This is a genomic window from Nostoc sp. FACHB-133, from assembly GCF_014698055.1.
In the GTDB taxonomy this organism is placed as follows: domain Bacteria; phylum Cyanobacteriota; class Cyanobacteriia; order Cyanobacteriales; family Nostocaceae; genus Nostoc.
On the sequence record NZ_JACJSH010000013.1, the window covers coordinates 1 to 19,532 of the forward strand.

General features: G+C 40.3%; 18 protein-coding genes and 1 pseudogene. 7 read left to right on the forward strand and 12 right to left on the reverse strand.

The features are described from left to right. Positions 1-98: 98 nt before the first annotated feature. Positions 99-499: pseudogene (locus H6G86_RS38665) on the reverse strand (ISKra4 family transposase); the annotation flags it as partial. Positions 500-890: 391 nt separating this feature from the next. Next, entirely contained in the window at positions 891-1,688 is a 798-nt protein-coding gene (locus H6G86_RS12845) for a peptidylprolyl isomerase (RefSeq protein WP_190934657.1), read from the reverse strand. Positions 1,689-2,222: 534 nt separating this feature from the next. Here H6G86_RS12845 and H6G86_RS12850 point away from each other — a divergent pair. The 4 genes from H6G86_RS12850 to H6G86_RS12865 all read left to right on the forward strand — a co-directional run bounded on the left by H6G86_RS12850 (position 2,223) and on the right by H6G86_RS12865 (position 5,773). Beyond that, positions 2,223-3,557 (forward strand): hypothetical protein, encoded by a 1,335-nt coding sequence (locus tag H6G86_RS12850; RefSeq protein WP_190934658.1) that lies wholly within the window; start codon positions 2,223-2,225, stop codon positions 3,555-3,557. A 100-nt stretch (positions 3,558-3,657) separates the two neighbouring features. Beyond that, entirely contained in the window at positions 3,658-3,861 is a 204-nt protein-coding gene (locus tag H6G86_RS12855; protein ID WP_190934659.1) for a hypothetical protein, read from the forward strand. Positions 3,862-4,210: 349 nt separating this feature from the next. Beyond that, a complete protein-coding gene (gene dapB / locus H6G86_RS12860; RefSeq protein WP_012411217.1) occupies positions 4,211-5,047 on the forward strand; it encodes a 4-hydroxy-tetrahydrodipicolinate reductase in 837 nt (278 codons plus the stop codon). Between the two features lie 39 nt (positions 5,048-5,086). After that, positions 5,087-5,773 (forward strand): DUF8619 family protein, encoded by a 687-nt coding sequence (locus tag H6G86_RS12865; RefSeq protein ID WP_179073515.1) that lies wholly within the window; start codon positions 5,087-5,089, stop codon positions 5,771-5,773. Positions 5,774-6,124: 351 nt separating this feature from the next. Here H6G86_RS12865 and H6G86_RS12870 read toward each other — a convergent pair whose 3' ends face one another. The 6 genes from H6G86_RS12870 to H6G86_RS12895 all read right to left on the reverse strand — a co-directional run bounded on the left by H6G86_RS12870 (position 6,125) and on the right by H6G86_RS12895 (position 10,864). Continuing rightward, complete coding sequence (locus tag H6G86_RS12870) at positions 6,125-7,366, reverse strand: right-handed parallel beta-helix repeat-containing protein (RefSeq protein WP_190934660.1); 1,242 nt, start codon at positions 7,364-7,366, stop codon at positions 6,125-6,127. Between the two features lie 100 nt (positions 7,367-7,466). After that, the gene (locus H6G86_RS12875; RefSeq protein ID WP_114084626.1) at positions 7,467-8,096 is read right to left on the reverse strand and encodes a precorrin-8X methylmutase; all 630 of its coding nucleotides are present in this window, start codon (positions 8,094-8,096) and stop codon (positions 7,467-7,469) included. 104 nt (positions 8,097-8,200) lie between these two features. Beyond that, the gene (locus H6G86_RS12880) at positions 8,201-9,010 is read right to left on the reverse strand and encodes a TPM domain-containing protein (protein WP_041565603.1); all 810 of its coding nucleotides are present in this window, start codon (positions 9,008-9,010) and stop codon (positions 8,201-8,203) included. A gap of 379 nt (positions 9,011-9,389) precedes the next feature. Then, positions 9,390-9,929: a DUF948 domain-containing protein gene (locus H6G86_RS12885; protein WP_190934661.1), complete on the reverse strand. Its 540-nt coding sequence runs from the start codon at positions 9,927-9,929 to the stop codon at positions 9,390-9,392. Positions 9,930-9,940: 11 nt separating this feature from the next. Then, positions 9,941-10,291 (reverse strand): YtxH domain-containing protein, encoded by a 351-nt coding sequence (locus tag H6G86_RS12890; RefSeq protein WP_190934662.1) that lies wholly within the window; start codon positions 10,289-10,291, stop codon positions 9,941-9,943. A 237-nt stretch (positions 10,292-10,528) separates the two neighbouring features. Next, complete coding sequence (locus tag H6G86_RS12895) at positions 10,529-10,864, reverse strand: hypothetical protein (RefSeq protein WP_190934663.1); 336 nt, start codon at positions 10,862-10,864, stop codon at positions 10,529-10,531. A 633-nt stretch (positions 10,865-11,497) separates the two neighbouring features. On the opposite strand from H6G86_RS12895, the gene H6G86_RS12900 reads away from it, so the two are divergent. Beyond that, a complete protein-coding gene (locus tag H6G86_RS12900) occupies positions 11,498-12,490 on the forward strand; it encodes a metal ABC transporter solute-binding protein, Zn/Mn family (RefSeq protein ID WP_190934664.1) in 993 nt (330 codons plus the stop codon). Positions 12,491-12,590: 100 nt separating this feature from the next. On the opposite strand, the gene H6G86_RS12905 is transcribed toward H6G86_RS12900, so the two are convergent. After that, complete coding sequence (locus tag H6G86_RS12905; protein ID WP_114084633.1) at positions 12,591-13,124, reverse strand: DUF4330 domain-containing protein; 534 nt, start codon at positions 13,122-13,124, stop codon at positions 12,591-12,593. 394 nt (positions 13,125-13,518) lie between these two features. Here H6G86_RS12905 and H6G86_RS12910 point away from each other — a divergent pair, with 394 nt between their 5' ends. Beyond that, on the forward strand, positions 13,519-14,379 hold the full coding sequence (locus H6G86_RS12910; RefSeq protein WP_190934665.1) for a M48 family metallopeptidase: 861 nt from the start codon (positions 13,519-13,521) through the stop codon (positions 14,377-14,379). 83 nt (positions 14,380-14,462) lie between these two features. On the opposite strand, the gene H6G86_RS12915 is transcribed toward H6G86_RS12910, so the two are convergent. Beyond that, entirely contained in the window at positions 14,463-15,218 is a 756-nt protein-coding gene (locus H6G86_RS12915) for a metallophosphoesterase family protein (RefSeq protein ID WP_190934666.1), read from the reverse strand. Between the two features lie 251 nt (positions 15,219-15,469). Here H6G86_RS12915 and H6G86_RS12920 point away from each other — a divergent pair, with 251 nt between their 5' ends. After that, positions 15,470-15,754: a DUF2470 domain-containing protein gene (locus tag H6G86_RS12920; protein ID WP_190934667.1), complete on the forward strand. Its 285-nt coding sequence runs from the start codon at positions 15,470-15,472 to the stop codon at positions 15,752-15,754. Positions 15,755-15,800: 46 nt separating this feature from the next. Here the strand turns inward: H6G86_RS12920 and H6G86_RS12925 are convergent, their stop codons facing one another. Together H6G86_RS12925 and H6G86_RS39510 are read right to left on the reverse strand one after the other, a co-directional pair. Beyond that, complete coding sequence (locus H6G86_RS12925) at positions 15,801-18,956, reverse strand: plasmid replication protein, CyRepA1 family (protein ID WP_190934668.1); 3,156 nt, start codon at positions 18,954-18,956, stop codon at positions 15,801-15,803. 204 nt (positions 18,957-19,160) lie between these two features. After that, complete coding sequence (locus H6G86_RS39510; protein ID WP_277883590.1) at positions 19,161-19,289, reverse strand: hypothetical protein; 129 nt, start codon at positions 19,287-19,289, stop codon at positions 19,161-19,163. Between the last annotated feature and the right edge of the window lie 243 nt (positions 19,290-19,532).

The following is a 19,532-nucleotide window of genomic DNA, read 5'->3' on the forward strand; positions in this document are numbered from 1 at the left end:
ACCAGAAACCTCTGAGACTTTTATTTACATTGCGATGATCCGGATTATGGTCAGGCGACTGGCATAATTTTTAACTCGCTTCGACTTTTAAAACATCCTCTTTGTTGTGTGCTAGCAGAGAGCGATATACCGATATATTTATAAATATCTTTTACTGCATTTTCATAAGAGACATTTGCACTGGCTCTCAAACAACATTCCTATAAATAAAGACTGATTTTTTGATGATTTTCTAGTTTTAACTTTCGCGCTTGTTTCTCACTGACTGGTAATTCTCCGAAAATACTTTTAATTATTCTTACTCTTCCCGATGAAGTTCCTGTTGCTTCTTTGAGAAAAAAACTCCTAATTCTGGCGTAATATACTCCAGAGTCTGCCCTCGGATTGTTTTTTCAATTCCAGCTAGACTCTGTAATTCTTCAGTTTCCGCTTTTTGATAGAGAATTTCGGCTATGGCTTGTAGATGCTCCTGGAGTTTTTTCTGATTAGCTGGTTCCATTATTGGGTAGGGATTAATTTCTTCCCTTATTTTCGCTGATTTTGATTTCCACTTGCTAGTTCATATGTTCTAACAATTCTGAGATGCTCCCCATATTCATTCCCCGGATGTCGAACGTCAATTTTCACTGTCTTGTAGTTTACCTTGGCACGTTCAGCCACCTCTTTGATTGTCCAACTTCTTTCTGCTGCGAGTTCCCTAATCTTTAGTCTAACTACCCCTATTTTATTTTGGCAAAAGCGAGATTCCACTTTTTAAAAATTAATAAGGTGGGATTCTACCTATTATATGAATAACATCAAAAATGATCACTCATCCAGCCTGGAAAACTAAAAGAGCGATCGCTATCTTCAGTTTTCAAGGCAAGCATAGAAGTTACTTCCCATAATATTTAGGTTAAAGGTTGATCACCCTCTCCCTGTCTTCCCGTCCTCGTCTCTGGTCGTGGTGCAGACATGATTCGCTTTTGCTGTTCTTGTAACCAAGTTTCAAAGAGTTCATTCAGTAGTCGGACTTTCATAAATTCATCTAGTTGTGCGGGGATAAATTTTTCCAGCCGCAAAATCACGAACCACTCGGCGATGCGGGTAGGGGGCAATATCTGGCCTGGTTGACTGCTAGATAGCATTTGCACCATTACCGGATGTAGTGCATTCAGTTCAATCGGACCTACTAAGCCGCCAGTTTGGGCTTCTGGCCCGAGCGAATATTCACGCGCCAAATCAGCAAAAGAATTTTCTTTTGCCTGAATCCGGAAGTAAAGTTCTTGGGCAATTCCCACATCCTGGGTTCGCAGTAGGGAATAAATTACTTTGTCTAATTTTGCTTTGGACTGAAAAAAGTAGGATTCCAGTTTATTACCCCAAGTGGCTTGCTTGAATTTTTCAATTTTAAGCTTACGAGTTGTAATAACTTCTAGCTGTTCGGTAGTCAGCCCTTGATGTGCCATCCAAGCCTGGATATCTTCTTCATTTTTGAACTGTTTTTCAACGTAAAACTGCTGTTTGGCTTGGGCTATTTCCTCAGGTGTACACTCTATTGCTATCTTCTCGGAGCGTGAATTTTGCTCTATGGCCTCATCGATGATCAATTCTCTCTGCAACTGTGGCAGCATTTGGTAATTTCCTAGCAAGGAAATCAGCTCACTCGCTGTGATTGTACGATTACCGATTTGGATCGCTTCAGTCATTAGCTTTCGGGCATCTCAATAATATCTAGTTTGTTAAAGAAGCTAAACCTTAGCCCATTCACTGGGAGCTTTTGTCTTAATTTTACCCAATTAGGTACACTTACCTCACTTTCTCAATAATTACACACTTTAAAATATACAGATCATGTATGTTTGTATAAAAATTTTACGTAAAAACGGTCATACGTGAAGACAAGATTAAAAGGGATAATCCCTCTTTCATGAAAGTGGGTTAAAACCTGATAGCAGTTCTCGACAATGGTGAGATACGTTATCTAAGCTACTAAAGCTTGGGAAAAAATATTTGGGTGTACCTCAGTAGCTTAGAAAACGCTATACTTCATTGACTGTAACGTAGAAAACTCGTTAATTTATCCGAGATTGACAAAATAGGGTTATTCCTCTTTCGCTCCCAGCCAGAAGATGGGTAAAATCTGCTAGCTAAGTGCAGGAAACCATAAATCTAGCTATTGCTAGATGCTGTAATTCTCTCAAACGCTATAATCTACATCTGTTGCACAGAGAGATTAACTTGTGGATGTCATATTAGAACGATCGCACGAATTAAAACAAGCCTTAGTTGATTTTGTCCTTGATGCTGAAGGCGAACTGGCACAAGCATTGGAAACTTATGCAGCAGCACAGTTGCGCCGTGGAAGTGGGGATAGTACACAGCAGGACTTAATCATTGATAGCTTTCTAACAGCAGGGAAAGTCGGTGATAAGTCTCCATTAGAGTTGTTTATCGAAAGCCATCCAGATTTAGAAGAGAGCGATCGCAATCTGATCAAAAGTTGGCATCATAGTTTTATTGGTTTATTTGCCATTAGTAACATCCTACCTGATGGCTTTGAATTGACGAACTGGTTAACAGATAAATGCTACGTCGTCAAGCCTAACAATACCCAAACATTACAGGCAATATCTCGGTTGAAAATAGGAGAAATTTTACTAACTCGCATTTCTCCTGTTACCGATAGCTACTGGATGTTGTCTGGGCCCTATACAATAATGGGTAAATTAGGTAAACCCAAACTGGCTGTAGCAATTGGCAACTTCAAAGAAAACTATAAAAGTAATCTTTACAGCGATGCTCCAGACTTGCTAGAAGAAGCTTGGCAGTCAGTAGAACAATATCATCAGCAGTTTGTAGACTTTTTTGGTACTGATGAAATCACCCTATCTGGATACCATCTTAATAAGAAAATCGCGGAATTTCAAGAAATAATTACTGAAAAGACCTTCGCAGCAGCAGGAATTGATACTTCCAAATCCTTGGCGGAAGTGGCAGAAGCAGCTGGCATTGGAGACGAGGAAATCAAAGCAGCAGCACAAGAGTTTGGCGCTGATTCTAATGTAGTCTCTCAGATGTTGAACAGCAAAGGCAGCAATAGCAAAATGGTTATGCCAAAGGTTGATTTACCTGCCGAACTCAAGAAAGCAGAACAGGTAACGGCTCTTTCTCATCACCGTTGGGGACAAATGTTTTTACCTACATATAGTAAGGTACAAGCAATCTTATCAGCAGAAGACTGGCAAAGTGTTCAAGGGGCGGAAAAACTAATTCGCTACTATCTCGAAGATAAAAGTATTAATGCCTTTATTTGGCATCGATTAGCGCAACAATATCCAACTCAATTACAAAATATATTGCAAATAGTTCTACAACGTCCAGAGTTTCACCTTGAAAGCGACTTGGATGTGCTTTTGCAAGAATATCATAAACCTATTGAGCCAGAGTTACCAGATATTGCTAGTGTACCCATACATTTGCATAACTTATTTCAGGAAGCTTTAGGAGAAGTTAACAAATCTAAACCAAAGGGTAAAGGGCAAGCAAAGCCAGCAAAGGGTTTTCAACGAGGTTAGTAACTCACCGTTGCGTAATAGCATTCATGCTCGAAACCAAATAACCCTTCGATTCGGTGTTAGCGCAGAATTTCTGTAGCTTCTTGCAACAATTTTTTTGATGACATTTGGGAATGCCATAGCGATCGCCTGTTTGTGGAAAGCGTGTTTCTTTACATATCCCTTATTTCATCAAATTAATTCTCTATTAGGCGAACAGTACACAAAAAACCCCGACTTTATAGCCGAGGTAGATGGGAGAAGTCCAAATGTCGATGAAATATCGCGATACCGAAATCTGTTTTTCTTAGCTAACACCAGTTAGGTAGTTAAATTTATTTATTGCTAAGTTATGTAAACAAATTTAACAAAAATATTACAAATAGTCAACGAGGCTTGACAAAAAATTCTGATAGCTATTATGAGAACTACTTATCAGTCAGAGTATAGAATTTTTTTAGAGATGCGGTAAACGAAATAGGCAAAACAAAACGGGTTACTGGCTAAGATAGTGGGAAGAAAAGGAGAACCGATCTGCTTTAGAGTGAGAAAACTGAGGGATTAGCTGCATCAATCAAGGTAGTCGGAATTAAGCCAGAGATTTGAGAAGCTAGCTACTAGATCACCAAAGTCTTTACAATTCCTTTGTTAGCTCAAAAAGTATTTCTCGACCTATGACAAATCAAGCTCCTATCCCGGTTATTGTCAACGGTGCTGCTGGTAAAATGGGCCGTGAGGTGATTAAGGCAGTGGCGCAAGCGCCTGACTTAAACCTAGTGGGTGCAATTGACCACAGTTTGGAACATCAAGATAAAGACGCTGGAGAATTAGCGGGTTTAAGCGAACCCCTAGAAGTACCAATTACCAATCAATTAGAACCGATGTTGGGGTATGTGGCTGGCGACAGACAGTCTCCTCCGGGAGTAATTGTAGACTTTACTCATCCCGATTCAGTTTATGACAATATTCGTAGTGCGATCGCCTACGGTATTCGTCCAGTAGTCGGCACTACTGGGTTAAGTCCAGAACAAATTCAAGACTTGGCAGACTTTGCCGACAAAGCTAGCACTGGTTGTCTAATTATTCCTAACTTCTCCATTGGTATGGTGCTGTTACAACAAGCCGCGATCGCAGCCTCCAAATATTTTGACCATGTGGAAATTATCGAACTGCATCACAATCAAAAAGCTGATGCTCCCAGTGGTACTGCCATTCAAACGGCGCAGTTACTAGGAGAATTGGGTAAAACTTTTAACCCTGCTCTTGTAGAAGAGACGGAGAAATTACCAGGAGCGAGGGGTAGTATAGCAGATGAAGGGATTAGAATTCATAGCGTGCGCTTGCCAGGACTGATTGCTCATCAAGAAGTTATTTTTGGCGCAGCAGGACAGATTTATACTTTAAGACATGATACGAGCGATCGCGCTTGCTATATGCCAGGAGTACTACTAGCGATTCGCAAAGTCTTAGCGCTAAAGTCGTTAGTATATGGATTAGAAAAGATACTTTAGACTTTAAATACACTATTCAGCATTCATCACTCAGCACTCATGTTAGTACCACTGACTCGCCAGAAATTTGAACAAGTTATCCCCCTAATTGCCACTGGTTTGCAGTACAAGTACTATTGGGGGAAGTTTTCAAATTTTTTGCAACGGCTGTTAATTTCTGTAGTTGCCATAGTTGTTCTATTGCTTGTGACAGTCATTTTTAAACTTGAGTTTGCTTCAATAGTATTTGTGCTGGGGGTAGTTAGCGCTTTTTTTTGGCTGTGGTATCCAGTGTTTCAAGCAAGTATGCGGAATTTGCAATGCCGCCGTTATAAGTATGGCGGCTTTTTCCGTGGTCGAGTCCTAGATTGGTGGATCACAGACCAGTTGATGGGGAAACAAGAAACAGTCAACAGCAAGGGCCAACTGGTAATTGTGGAAAACCGAGAAAAACAAATTAACTTAGAGGTGGGTGATGAAACAGGATTTACCATTGAGTTTGTAGCACCATTACGTCCTGCTCACAAAGTTATTACTCGCGGTCAAATTGCCGAAATGGTAGTGCTGTCAAACCGTGCAGATTTAAGCAGTATTGAACAATTCAGCGATATATACATTCCCAGTCGTGACCTGTGGATTAGTGATTATCCTTATCTGCGGCGCGATTTCTTTAACGAAGTTGGTCGTCGCTTGCGTGAAGACCAACAACAAAAGCCGCGTCGTCGCCGTCGTAGAGACGAGGATTGAAAAAGAAGTCAAACAATTTTGGATTTTAGATTGACCCCATACCTTTGATGCTAAGGCTTGAATAAATAATTTTTAAATTTATTCTCGCGTTTAAATTTGGGGGCTTTAAACCTTTTTGAATTTTAAATCTTTCAATCGAAAAATTGCTGAAGGAGGTGGGATGATTTAATCAGTTTGCTAACGAGAGCATCCCACTTTGATGATTTTGCCTTTTAAACGATAGGTAACAGACCCACAAGCAAAACCTAGCAAATCAGACTCTGCATAAGTTTGCATAGGCGGATTTTGTTTATCTAGTCGCCATTTCCAATTGCCAGATATTTTTTCTAGAGTGGGATACTTTTTTAAAAACTATGAGTCTGCAACAATATCGTGAGTTCCCTTAAGACTTACCTTAGAACGATTAAGGTATATATTGTAATCGTAAATAACGTTTTTATTTTTATTACTACTATTAACAGCTTTGCCAGGATAAGCATAAAGAATGTTCCTTAAAATCCTGACATCAGATGATACATTAGCAAATATTTGCCCATCTTTAATTTCGGGACTTTGATTATTTAAAACAGCAGTATTATTTACAATATCAACATGATCGCTTAAAAATGTATGAATACCTGAACCACCATTATTAAATGTAAGATTGTTTTTAACTAAAGTGCGTCCTTTATATACACCCAACTTTGAGTTATTTTGATTATTTCTTGATGTATCGAGAATAATGCCATTACCATCTGTGATCTTTCCGACTGCAATCCAAGGGATGAACATGCGATTGTTATAGGTCTTGTTGTTGGTTACAAACATCTTGTATCCCCGATTGTTGTCAAAATTCCAATTGCTCAACATGGAAATACCACTGCAACCATAAACGCTGTACCAGGCATTATCGAACACCACGTTATTATTTATTGTCACGTAGTCTGATTCAATGGCTGAAATGCCTGCTCCTCCACACTTGTGTACCTTGTTGTTGACAATACGTATATGGTGAGTATGACCATTTTTTCGTCCATCTACGTTGATGCAGTTTCCATTAGTGAGGGGGTTTAGTTTGTTAGTTTTCTGACTCATTGCATAATCTAGGGTTACATTGTCATTGTTCCCTATGACTTCAAGCCCATTTATCTCAATATATGACGCTCCACTGTGAATCAAAATTCCATTCCATCCATTGTGCTTAATTTTCGGACGATGCCCAGGATATGCCTTAAACTTAATCCATGCGTTTGCTTTTCCAGAGCGAGTAATAGAGACTACCTGCCCATTTGGGCTTGAATTCCTGTACACTCCGTTCATAATCAGTATGGTGTCCCCAGGATTGGTCAGATTTGCTGCCTTTTGAATTGTCCTAAAGGGGGATGAATTAGAGAGTCCGCTATTTGTGTCTTTTCCAGTACCACTAACGTAGTATGTTTTCGGTGTCGTCTTAGTGCTGATTAGCTGGCGACTGGATAAGATCATTTCCTTGTTAGTAGATACTTGATGGACGTTTTCAACTAAAGATACTTTTATATTTTCTCCCTTAGCCAAAAGACTCAATACTAAGGGAATTGCAAAGTATGCACTTAAGTTGAAACCTGTAATTACCACAAGAAACGGCTCCTTGTTCGGGACTACTTAACAAAAATATCAGGATATTCAGTGATTTTGAATGCTCTTTTGAATACAAAATACAATAGAGTCGACTTTCCTAGCTCCCCCGATTTCCATCTTGTCCATAAGCTTGCCAAGCCAAGTCTACCAATCCATCAACGATCGCAGCTGCTACAACTGCATTACCTTTACGACTCTCAATTGTAATATGGGGCACTAAGGAGTCTTGTAAACGCGCTTTCGCTTCATCAACATTGACAAATCCTACTGGAGTCGCAATTATCAAAGCGGGTCTAATTTCCTCAGCCTCAATTAAATCAACTAGTGCTGTTAGTGCTGTTTGTGCTTGACCAATCACAAAAATGCCCTCTGGATAACGCTTTGCTAAGGTTTCGATTCCCCATGCTGCCCGAGTTTTTTCTTTTTGAGGGCGTGTCAAAGCTTCCATACTGCAATACACCGGATTAGCAAAGGTGTTTTGAATCTCAGATGCAATACCTACTTGTACCATCGGGACATCTACCACAATCGTGGTACGCGCGGCTAGTGCTGCTGCTCCTGCTTGTAAGGCACGCTCAGAGAAACGAATCAAAGACTTGTACTCAAAGTCAGCTGTAGAGTATATTACCCGACGCACAATCTCGTATTCTGCGGGTGAAAAGACATGATTTTCAATTTCATTATCAATGATTGCTAAACTTTGAGCATCAGTTACGTGCCATTCCATTTTTCTTGAGCTTCTTAAATATTAGCTTTCAGCTTATCAGCTTCAGGGATTTAGGAGTTAGGAGTTAGGAGTTAATTAAAAACTCATAACTCCTAATTCAGCACTTATAACTCATTACTAGAAGAAGGTCGGCTGAAAACAGGAGATAAGTAGGCAACCAAGACACCGATAATAAAGCCAGAGATATTGCGAACTAGAGGTAGCCAGTCGCTTGTACGTGTCACCACTGGCCCAATACCAAAGGCAATAAATAAGATCCCCCATAAAGGTGAGAAAATTAAAGCCCATTGCCAAGCAAAAACTTGTCCTTTCTCGCGGGGTTGAGCTGCAAATCCACAAATTATCCCACCAATAACTGAGGTAATCAAGGTGAGAATCCATTGCTCTCGTGGTAGTCCAGGAACAACATTGCAACCACCTTTGAGCAAACAGCCTTTAACAGATTCTAAAGCTTGCAGAATGGCTTGGTCTTCGCCTTGTTCGCGCACAAAGTACAAATTACCGAAGCGAGTTTGCAGTTCTATCCAGAATGTTCTGGGTAAAAGTTCATAAACAGCATCCCCGACGCTAAAACTGAGGATGTTACCGCCACGAGAATCGGCAACTAGTAAAATGCTTTTGTCATCCAAACCCCAATATTTTATAACTGCCCGGCCTGGGGTGCGGTCATACTGGGTCAATACTCGCAGTTTCCAGCCTGTATCGGCTTCAAACTGTTCTAAATCTTTGACAAGCTTTTCTTCTTGCAGCACAGGCAGAGATTTAGCTAAGTCTACAACTGGGGTAAAGGTATCAGGGAGTAACTCAGGATTGTCATAAGCCAATGCTGGGGGAGAATTCATGACCCAAATTGACCCAGCCAGAAAAAAGACTGCGATAGATAGCAGAATTCGTCGCCAAAAACAAGATTGCATGGACGTTTTTATACAAATATCAACGGTAGAGGTGAACAAGTTGTTTTAAAAGAGTACGGGAAAAATGATAGTTCTTTACACTTGTTTACTTTACTCTAATCTAAGGGATCAAAGCAAAGCGTTTTTGGGAATAGGGCATTGGGCAATACGGTTCGGTTAAAGGGGAAAGGGGAAAGGGAAAAGGTTTTGAATACATCCTTTCCCCTTTACCCAGACCACAAAGAAAGTGAAAAATGCTTATCCGAACCGTATTGGGGCATTGGGCACAAAAAGCAGAGGAAAAAGAGATAATTTTTATTCTCCCCCTAGTTCCTTGCCCTCTGCTTTGCGGCTTCTTTCCTTAGCTCCTAGTCCCTAGTTCCCATAACCTATCCCCAATTCAATCTTCGTCATCAAAATTGGTTTCCCAGTTAGCAGCGTCGTCGTAACCTTCGTTAGCGCGGTATACTTCTGTTTTTATGCGGCGATTTTCTTGCCTTAGCACTTCTCGTTCTCGCAACTTTAGTGGTGATTGTTCATTGCTTGGCAAGCGATCGCTATTTCGCCTCGTCGGTTTTGGGCGTGTGAAGTTTCTCCAAGCAGCTTTCGCGCCAACAAAGATGCTGCGTGTACCTACTTGCAGATTTTTAGCCTGAATTCTTGCACTATCGAAGGTTTGATCGACTTGTTTAGCTACTTGACTGGCATTTTTGACACCTTCACTAACATCATCAGTTAAGTCAGTTATTTCCAAACCAGTCACGCGAATAGCTTCTAGAGTGGGCGGTAACTCTCGTGAGAGTGTATCAAATAGCTTTTCTGCACTGCGAGCAGCGCGTGCTAACTCTTGCAAAGCAGGTATGGCCGCCACTAAAACCGCAGTCAAGCTTGTGGCGACTAGAAGTAAGGAGAGTCCCAACCAAAACAGGGGATCAATCACGGTAATGTCATTTATGAGCGTTCTAATGGCTGGGGAAGATAATCTGAGTCTTCAACAGATGTTTGCCGCTGTAAGATTTGGCTTTCCTTCTGACTGGCATCTACACCTGCTGCGATCGCTTCCCGTAATCGATCTAAAGTCTCATCCCAGTTTCGTAGTGCGCTGGCAGAGAGACGATCTGCTTGGATTTGCACACTCGTTGATAAATCTTCTGCCAATTCTGGGATAGCATTGGCAGATTTCTTCAAGATTTTACGCGTTTCGCGCCCTGTACGTGGAGCCACGAGCAAACCGGTTAAAGCACCGATGGTAGCTCCCAGCATCAAACCGCCAATAAATACTCCAGAACGGTTATTAGACATATTGTTGTTTCTCTCCTTACACCTATTTTAGGTGCGTTTTCTCTCCTTGTAAGGCTCACCGATTTTATTCAGTTAATCTATCCTGACAAAATATCAGCCAAAAATGTTGCTTTTATTCATTAAACATTAAAACCATTAATTACTTATGATTCAAAACTCCCTGGGTTCCTTTTCCTCTGTATCTTTTTACCCTTGTGTCAGCCCTAATTATAAATGTTCATGTGAACTTGACATAACTCATTTGGCAACAGTTCTTTTCCCGGATATTAACTCTAGCCTGCGAAAATAACGCTGCCAGATTTGTTGTCCTTGCAAAAGTAGACTGATAATTTGTCGCACTTGTTGGATTTGCATTTTTAGTGCTTGATTTTTCTGCCGTAAGTTATAAATATTCTCCTGGCTGAGATAAATATTTTCGGGTGCTTTATTTAATACTGTATGAGTACAATTTTCATAAACAGTTAACGTATCTGCTATATATGCTAGCTGCTGCTTGAGTTGCCACACTCGCCAAGCCACATAGAGTAGTATCAACGAAATGAGGGTATTAACGAGGATAACTAAAATTACCATTGTTTATCTTCACCAATATCAGCTTTGAGGAATTGTTCTATATACTTGACTACGAATTTTAGATTTTAGATTTTTTGGGGATGAACCAAAAAATCGCCAATTCACCAATTTTGTAACAACTATATGCCCACACCTCGCAAAACCACAGCTACAATTGCCTTAGATTCATGACTCGGTTTGCGAAATCAACCCGTATGCTTAAAAAGCCCCAGTTTTACTACGTTTCACTCCTTAACCTGATAATCCTAGTCAATTTGCGACCTTTGCGGTATCTAAGCACAATGGCATAGCCCTTCAACATCCTGTGAGAGAACTACACTCCTTATTGGAGCCTCCTCAGCATCGCCTTTATTATTGTGCTATTACCTCTACCAGTTTTCCAGTCTGTCGCGTGAAGTTCACTAACATTTTGCTTGCAAACCCTCGCCAGTGCTTCAAATTGCTGGATGTGCGGTGGAGACAAGGAAAGTGGGAAAGGAAAGAGTCCATTAATTCCTCTTCCCTTATACAATTTTCCTAGCCGATGGCTTGTCCCTCTTCCTTTAAACTTCTTGTTGAAGGCTTATCCCTGATATTTCACTAATTCGTTACTAATAATGATTACTTTTTCTCTATATCCAGTAGAAGGTAAGGATGTCAAAAAAATTACCATCAACTAATTCCTTCCGAGCCATTTTAGTTGCTTTGACAATTGGATTTGTTGGGTGTGGAAATCAAGCTGCAAGAACTGCATTCACTCAAACTACCACCCCGGTAAATGAGAACCTTCCTCAAGTTGTAGCAACAACAAGTGTACTATGTGATTTAACCAAGCAAGTTGCTGGGGATACAGTTAACCTCACCTGCTTAATTGACCCTAGTGCCGATCCTCATACTTATAAACCAAAGCCGGAAGATCGTAGAGCCATCGAGCAAGCTAATCTTATTCTCTATAGTGGCTATAATTTAGAACCAAATCTGATCAAATTAATTAAAGCGACTAAAAACACTGTACCGAGAATAGCCGTTGGGCAACTTGCGGTATCTAAACCACAAAAATTTCAGAAAGACGGCAAGAATTTCATTAATCCTCATCTTTGGCACAATACCAAGAATACTATCAGAATGGTGGAGGTAATTAATAGTAATCTGAGAAAATTAGAATCTAGTGATGCAGAAACTTATAACAGCAATACCAAAAAAATTACAAATGAACTTACTCAGCTAGATAGTTGGATTAAGTCAAGAATTACGAGTATTCCTGCCAAAGAACGTAAGTTAGTTACAACATCTAATGCACTGAGTTATTACGCTAAAGCATACAATATTCCATTAGCAGGAGGATTACAAGGTATTAGTACTGACGAAAACTTAACAGCGACACGAATGAAAAATTTGGTTGCAAATATTAAACGAACTCAAGTCTCAACAATTTTTTCTGACGCGGCAACTAACGAGAATTCACTTCAATCTGTAGCGAGAGTTGCTGAAGTGAAAATTTCTGATAGGAAGTTATATATTGAGGGGCTTGGTGAACCAGGAACCGAGGCAGATACTTATCAGAAAATGATGATCGCCAACACACGCACAATTGTAGAAGGATTAGGAGGAACGTATTTGATGTTTCAAGCGAGAGCTGCTAATTAGTTAGAATTTAGATTAATGAATCTGATAAACCGAAGTTTTTTATTTAGATTACAGGAACTTCGGTTTATTAGCCTCTTTTTTGAAGATGAGCAGATGAATGTTATTTGTCTTTTAATCTGATATCAATAACAGTTGCATTGAAGTTGTAGTTAAAGCCTTCCAACTCAAATGGCATTCCAATTTTAACTTTACTGTTACCTAGAACGGGGCCATTGTCAGTAACCTGGGCTTTACCGTCTAGAGTCAAAAGCAAATCTGTACTAAAATTGTTAGTTTTTGGATCTGGTAATTCTTTTACACTGCCATCAGGTTGGAAAACATTGACTGTTCTAGGTAGCTGTTGAATGGATTTAATTTCAATCTGCCCATAAGGTTGATTGCGGATAATCACATTAGTCTTTCCACCTTTTTTTAAACCTTGGTTAAATAATTGCTCAGGGTCACGGACATTTAAGCCACGAACTACTAAGTCTACTTCTATAGGTATTGTTTTCGCACCAACTTGGGCAACAGAACCAGAAGTTCCAGGAAAGACAAAGATGCCGAATATCACTAGCAGAATTACCAGTGCAGCACCTAAATCTAAGAGGTTGATTTTGCCGAACAAGCGACCTTTTGAATCTAAAATAGCCATAAAAATTTTTCCGAGGTAATAGCGAAGTAATTGATTGTAGCAAGAAGGCTTTCGATGAAAACGGCAATTTTTCCTATTTGGTAATAACTCAAAGCGGCTGGGCGTTGCAGTTATGCGACAGTTTATCACGAGTTTCGTAAGTTAGCAGGGGTGGCAGCTAACCCTGAAACTTTTGCCCGTTCAGACTGACGCACCCAGAAAGTAATATCTAGTGTTTAAGCCTATCTCTAGAGGGAATCTCTAGTCCACCACAATTCGGTAGATTTGCGTAAGCATTAGCTGTATCACAACTCATTTACTATTGAGTTAAGAATGCAACTTAGAATCCTCTAAATCCGTCTCATAATTTGTCCGATTATTTTATGTCCTCCCAAAATAATATTCAGAGCTTATTATGTTCAATTGGAAAGTTTTTGTTGCAAATTACCGAGTGTGGCGGCGTAGCTGGTTTTATCCTTTAATTTCGGTGGTAGTTGCCCTGAGTGTGTGCCTGAGTACACCCGTGCCTGGAAGAGCTTTAGATTTCTTGCCTCTTCTACTCCAAGGAGTTCAGGCATTTCAGCTTTCTAATATATCCCCTAACCAAGAAGTTGATCTTGGTAAGCAGATTAATCAGGAATTAGTTGGCAGTCAAGTGCGACTTTACCGTAATCCCGAAGTTAATCGCTATGTAGAACAAGTTGGTCGGCGTTTAGCAGCCAATAGTGATCGCCCGAATCTTCCTTATACCTTTCAGGTTGTTGAGGATGACAGTATTAATGCTTTTGCTACCTTGGGTGGCTATGTCTATGTTCATACGGGTTTGCTGAAAATCGCAGACAATGAAGCGGAACTAGCAGGTGTACTTGCCCATGAGATTGGTCACATTGGTGGGAAACACGTAGTCAAACAGATGCAACAAAAAGCGCTCGAAAGTGGTCTATTAACAGCAGCAGGCTTAGATCGAAGTACGGCGGTGCAAATTGGTGTCCAGTTAGCGCGAGACTTACCCCGCAGTCGTAACAATGAATTTGAGGCCGATCAAAGAGGACTACGAACTTTGACACGCACTGGTTACGCCCAGTCTGCAATGGTTTCGTTTATGAAAAAGCTGCTTGGAAAGGGTTCTGCACCAACATTTTTGAGTACACACCCCGGAACTAGCGATCGCATTGATGCCCTCAGACGTGCAATTAACTCCCAACCTAGTAATGGGAACTATGGGTTGGATAATGCTAGTTATAAAGCTAATATTCGACCATTAGTAAAGTCTTGAGGGAATGGGGAATGGGGAATTGCTTACTTCCCTTGTCTCCCTAATCTTCCACATCTTTCCCTCCACCTCATCTCGAATATTATTCAATTCTTATTGCGACGATCAACTTTGATTTTGGCTGGATTAACGGTAATTACAACTTCTTCTAAAGGGAGGGTACGGAGATAGTTTTTAAAAATGTTAACTTGATAAACCAGGTTATTCGTTATATCCAGTCCAGTCAACCAGCCACTCCGGGGATGATAAGCGCCAGTATCTATGTCTAGCCATCCCTGTCCTTGTGCCAGTTTCCCAGGAGAAACACCAGGCAGAGTAAAAGTAATCGTGTGACCGATAATAATAAGCTTATCTGGAAAGTAGGGTTTTTCGATGCTGTGAAATTCCTCTCGTATCCAGCACAGTTGATCGGCAGTTTGTTCTGTCACCGACTTGGAAGGGTCAACCCCAGCATGAGTTAACCAAATATCTCCCAAGTCGAGATATGTAGGCAAACTCTTGAACCAATCCAGATGGTCATCGGGGATTGAAGCCTCGTGGTAACTGGCTACGGTAGCTTGCCCTCCACTGTACAACCATGCTTGCATCGTCGGGGAGGAAGTTCTTTCATTAGTCAGAATGTTTAATAACATCTGCTCATGATTTCCCAGCAAACATGGGTAGTTATGTCGTTTGACAAAATTAACTACTTGTGAGCTATGAGGCCCGCGATCAATTAAGTCTCCCAAAAAATAGATTTGATCGTCTGACGTGGGGGCGATCGCCTCCAACAAAGTCATCAAACCTTCATAGTGTCCATGTACATCCCCAATTACTATTCGTCTGGGGCTAGTTTCGCTCATTGTCTCTTAGCTTCAATAGTTTTGCTAATACTTCTGCTACAGTTTAAGCTGTCTGGTTTCCGTAATGAAAGGTAAAAATACTGAACTAAGTTTTATTTTAATTTAATTATTATTCCAGAAATAAATATTATTAATGATGAACATAGAGTAATATGGACAGTCTTTACTGCTAAGAAAGAAAACTAGCAAATTCCACTCGCGTTAGCTTAAAATCTAAGCTGTTGCTGTATTTCTAACTTTTTACCTCAAAAATGTCTAAAGATTTTTCTGCTGAGATTAGTTCGCGCATCTGCCAGCACATGAATGACGATCATGCTGATGCTGTAGTTCTTTATGCTAAAGCTTTTGGTGGTGTAACAGATGCGATCGCAGCAAAAATGTTGTCAATTGATGCACAAGGTATGTATTTGACAGCACAAGTCAATGGTGAAGCTGTACCAGTTCACATTCAGTTTGATCATGTTTTAGTGGATGCAGAAGATGCTCATCAAACTCTCATTGCAATGGTGAAGCAGGCGCGGGTAAACGCAAAGTAGAAGTTTGGAACTCCCTAAAGACCGCCATTGCGCTTCATGTTAGCTCTCACCCAGAGATAACTACCTCTTCCTTGACTACTGTGGTATGAGGCTTGGTTTGAATAATTTCAAACTTCCAGTCTGAAGAATAATCAGGTAAATCATAGCCAACACTCTTAACATGAGCCAGCATCAACTCATCCCGTTGATGCCAAACAGCAAATATGCTTTCTCTGCCATCGTCAAGCGTTTCTAGGTCGATTTTATAAACCTCATTTACCCGCTTTAGTTTCAAGCCCAACAAATTTAAGAGTCGGCTGAGTATTTTTATTGCCGAAACCTGCTCTTTTTCCCCGACTAAGTTAATACCAAGCGCCCTTTTAATATGCTTACTATGCTGAAAAACAATATTTTTAAGCATTATTAAATCTGGATTACTCTCGGCAAACTCTCGTTCTGCTTCGAGAAACTGAAGCATACCCAACGCTTTCATCGCCTCAACTTTGAGTGTGTAAGTTTTTAAATCTGGTAGAAAAACTTTCCCTTCACCCCAAGACAATTGTTGATGCCATTCTTGCTGGTCTCTAACGTGAAAGTACTCGCTTTCGTGAGTTAGATAATAATGAATTAACAGTTGACGATAATATCCTTGGTCATCCTGCAATTTTAGCCAAGGAGTAACTTCTACACCATACCTTTGTCTGAGAACATATTTATTAATTTGGTTACGTTCTCCATCAGTTAGAGAATGCTTTACTAATAGCTGCTCATATTCTACATAATCGATATCTTTAGCATTAGCTACAGCCTTTGCTACTGATAGTTGATTTTGCTGCTTAATATCTTTAATTTTACGTTTAATTTCTTTAGCTTTTTGACGGCTTTGCGCCCAATCTTTTTGAACTTTGACAATTTCTAAAACTAATCTTCTGCGGGTAGCTAAATCATCGGCATCAGTTGCCAAAAATGCCAGCCGTAAATCTCGAATAATATTATTGTGAACAGCATTACTCCGCATCTGAATTTGATGCCCATCAGCAATCAAACCATCTTGCATCGATTGACGATAGAGGCGGATAGAAGCATTTACCCGTGCAGATAACTTGGCCCAAGTTCGCAAATGAATCGGGTCATGAACTAAAGGTAAATCGACATCTATTTTGTGTAATGGACTAAGCAAAGCTAAGTTTTCTTTTTGATTTTCTTGATACCAGTCAGATAGCAAGCGATAATTTGTACTACCACTACCAATTAAGCCAATACCTCGTTTCGCACACCAAACAACACGCGGCACATCATCTCGCACTCTTGCTAATGCTTGTCTTGCTTCCGAGTCAGGAATTACCCCTTGAAAAATGCCATAAACTCGGTCGAAATGTTGGACATCAATACTAATTCCCGTACCAAGGCTAGGGGTAACAAAAACGCCGTCATATTCAGAGATTTTTTGATTGATAGCTGCAATAAAGTCAACTGCTTCGTGGCCAGGCGTATTTGTAGTGTGGCTACTAACTACTAAAGTTTTAGGAAATTGCCGTCGTAATTTTTGTAAGCGTTCTTTGAGATAACGTTCAATTGTTTCACAACTGTAACGCCCAGCGCGACTATCGGTAGTAACATAACATTTACGTCCAGCAAGTAAATCTAATTCTAGTTGGTGAATTAGCGGTGTTGGGTTCGGCGAATCGTAAAAAGTTACATCCCAACCTTGTTGAGGCTTCCACTGGTTGAGAACTACCCAAGGTGTTAATTTAATTCCGGCTAATCCCTGGAGATATTCAAGTGATACATCTGACAAATCAGCATCTTGGGCAATTACTAAACCCCCAGTTGTTAAAACTGTGGAAATTAGTTGCTGGAATAATCTTAATATTTTTACACGTTTATGTTTACAAGTATTACTGTTTAGTAGATGCCACAAAGATTGCTCTACTTCATCTAAAATTATTATTGCACCGTGCCAATTTTCAGGATTAAGTTTCCAAATGGAATCAACGCACAGTCCAAGGGATTGCTGTGGAGAGAGTGAACGGAGGATGGGAGGAGCGGGGGTAAGTGTTTTATTAATCCTTTTATCCCCATCTTCTTTATGCGTTCCCCATTGAATACCAATTTTTTCGCACAAAAATCGTCCTAGTAAAATTCTGTGAGTAATTAATAAAACGGGTTGATTTCTAATTTTTGCTTGCTGAACAACGGCTTGCAGTGCTGTAGTTTTACCTGTTCCTTTTGCAGACTTAACTCCTACTAATCCAGAAGTTGGAAAAGGGATTTCACCTATAAAAGGTCGATTCAAGGTGAGTGCAGCAGGAATAGTTAACTCAGTGTGGGGTTTGGTTTGAGCAAGATAAATTTCTAAGTCAACGCTTTGCCGATAAATTTTCTCGAAACTACTTGCACCTTTGGCAACGATAAACTCGTCAACCCCTTTTTCTATTCCTGGAAGTTCGATAACTTTAACAGGGCAATTTTCTTGCTGGAATAAACAACCAAGTTGAGAAATAGCATTATTTACAGCAGCAATTGTTTTAGGTTGAGTTTCAAAATCAAAACAAATATAAAAGCTACGCTTTGTAATTGCAAACGCTGCTAAGTCAGGAATTAGCTGACGACGGGTAACTTTGCCAAATTCATCTTTAACAACCCGATAACCACTAGTAATTCCGGGAATAGCAATAGCTGCATATCCTTGTGTCAACAGCGTTGCTGCTTTTTTCACACCCTCGCACAGAATCAGGGGAATGTTATGTTGCATCACCCATTGCCAAAAACCTCTAGCTTCACCATCAGCAGTAATGGTGATATTTTCAGGCATGACCAGATTGTAACGTCCAGCAACTTGCTGCCACACTTGCAGCGTTACCCGCAAACAAAATACCCGCGTTGGTGTGCTAGGGGGATGCTCGTATTTGATGGACTTAGCATTGTGATTCTGTCGGGGTTGGTTTGGTTTAAAGCATCCCCATTCCATCTTTTGCCAACTATTCAAAGGGTCTAGTCCCGAACACCACCAACCCCCTTCAGTAATATGAGCATAACGCTGCAACCAGCCAGCTTTCAACATTCCGGTATTGGTGCGGGGGAGTAGCTCAGAAATCAATAGGTACTCATAAGCAGTTACGCCTTGAAGCGACCTAAAATTGAGTTGCACTAAGTGTAAGTCTATACCACTACTCTTGACTAATTCCTCAAGGTGTTGGGGGTGTAAATAGTGCAGATGCATAGGGAAAGACCCGAAGAGAAGACGATGAGATTAAAACATTAGCACGCATCTGTTTTTTTTCTATAAGCGAGATTGCTAGGCTTTTATGATGCTTTTTTTACTTCGTCACGGGAGACACATCGGTTAAGCCTCTAGTAGGTTATTCTGCCTATTAGATCCCCAAAGTAATAATTTTGTATTGTGATATTTGTTCTATTTTAATTTTTATTTATCAGTAAATCTCTGCTTAAAGAATGCGATCGCTGGAGGGGTTGCAGCAGCGATCGCTAGAGGGTAACATCTTGCAAGATAAGCTTTGTCAAGATTTGTAGACTCACAGTAGGTTGTCGTCAAATATCACTTACAGCACTTGCGGCAGCTATGAGGTACATCCTCAAATCTGAAAGCTTTGATAGAAGAGGGCAAGGAGAAAAACTGTATTGCATAATAGCCGGAAGCGCTGTATATCAAGAAACTAAGCAAAGCCCCGATAGCCTCTTTCGCGGGCTAAAACATCTCTCAACATTGATTTTTGTTTTGAACCCGTGATCGCAGACAAATTTATTGTTGCTGTAATAGATTTATATTCTGTTAACT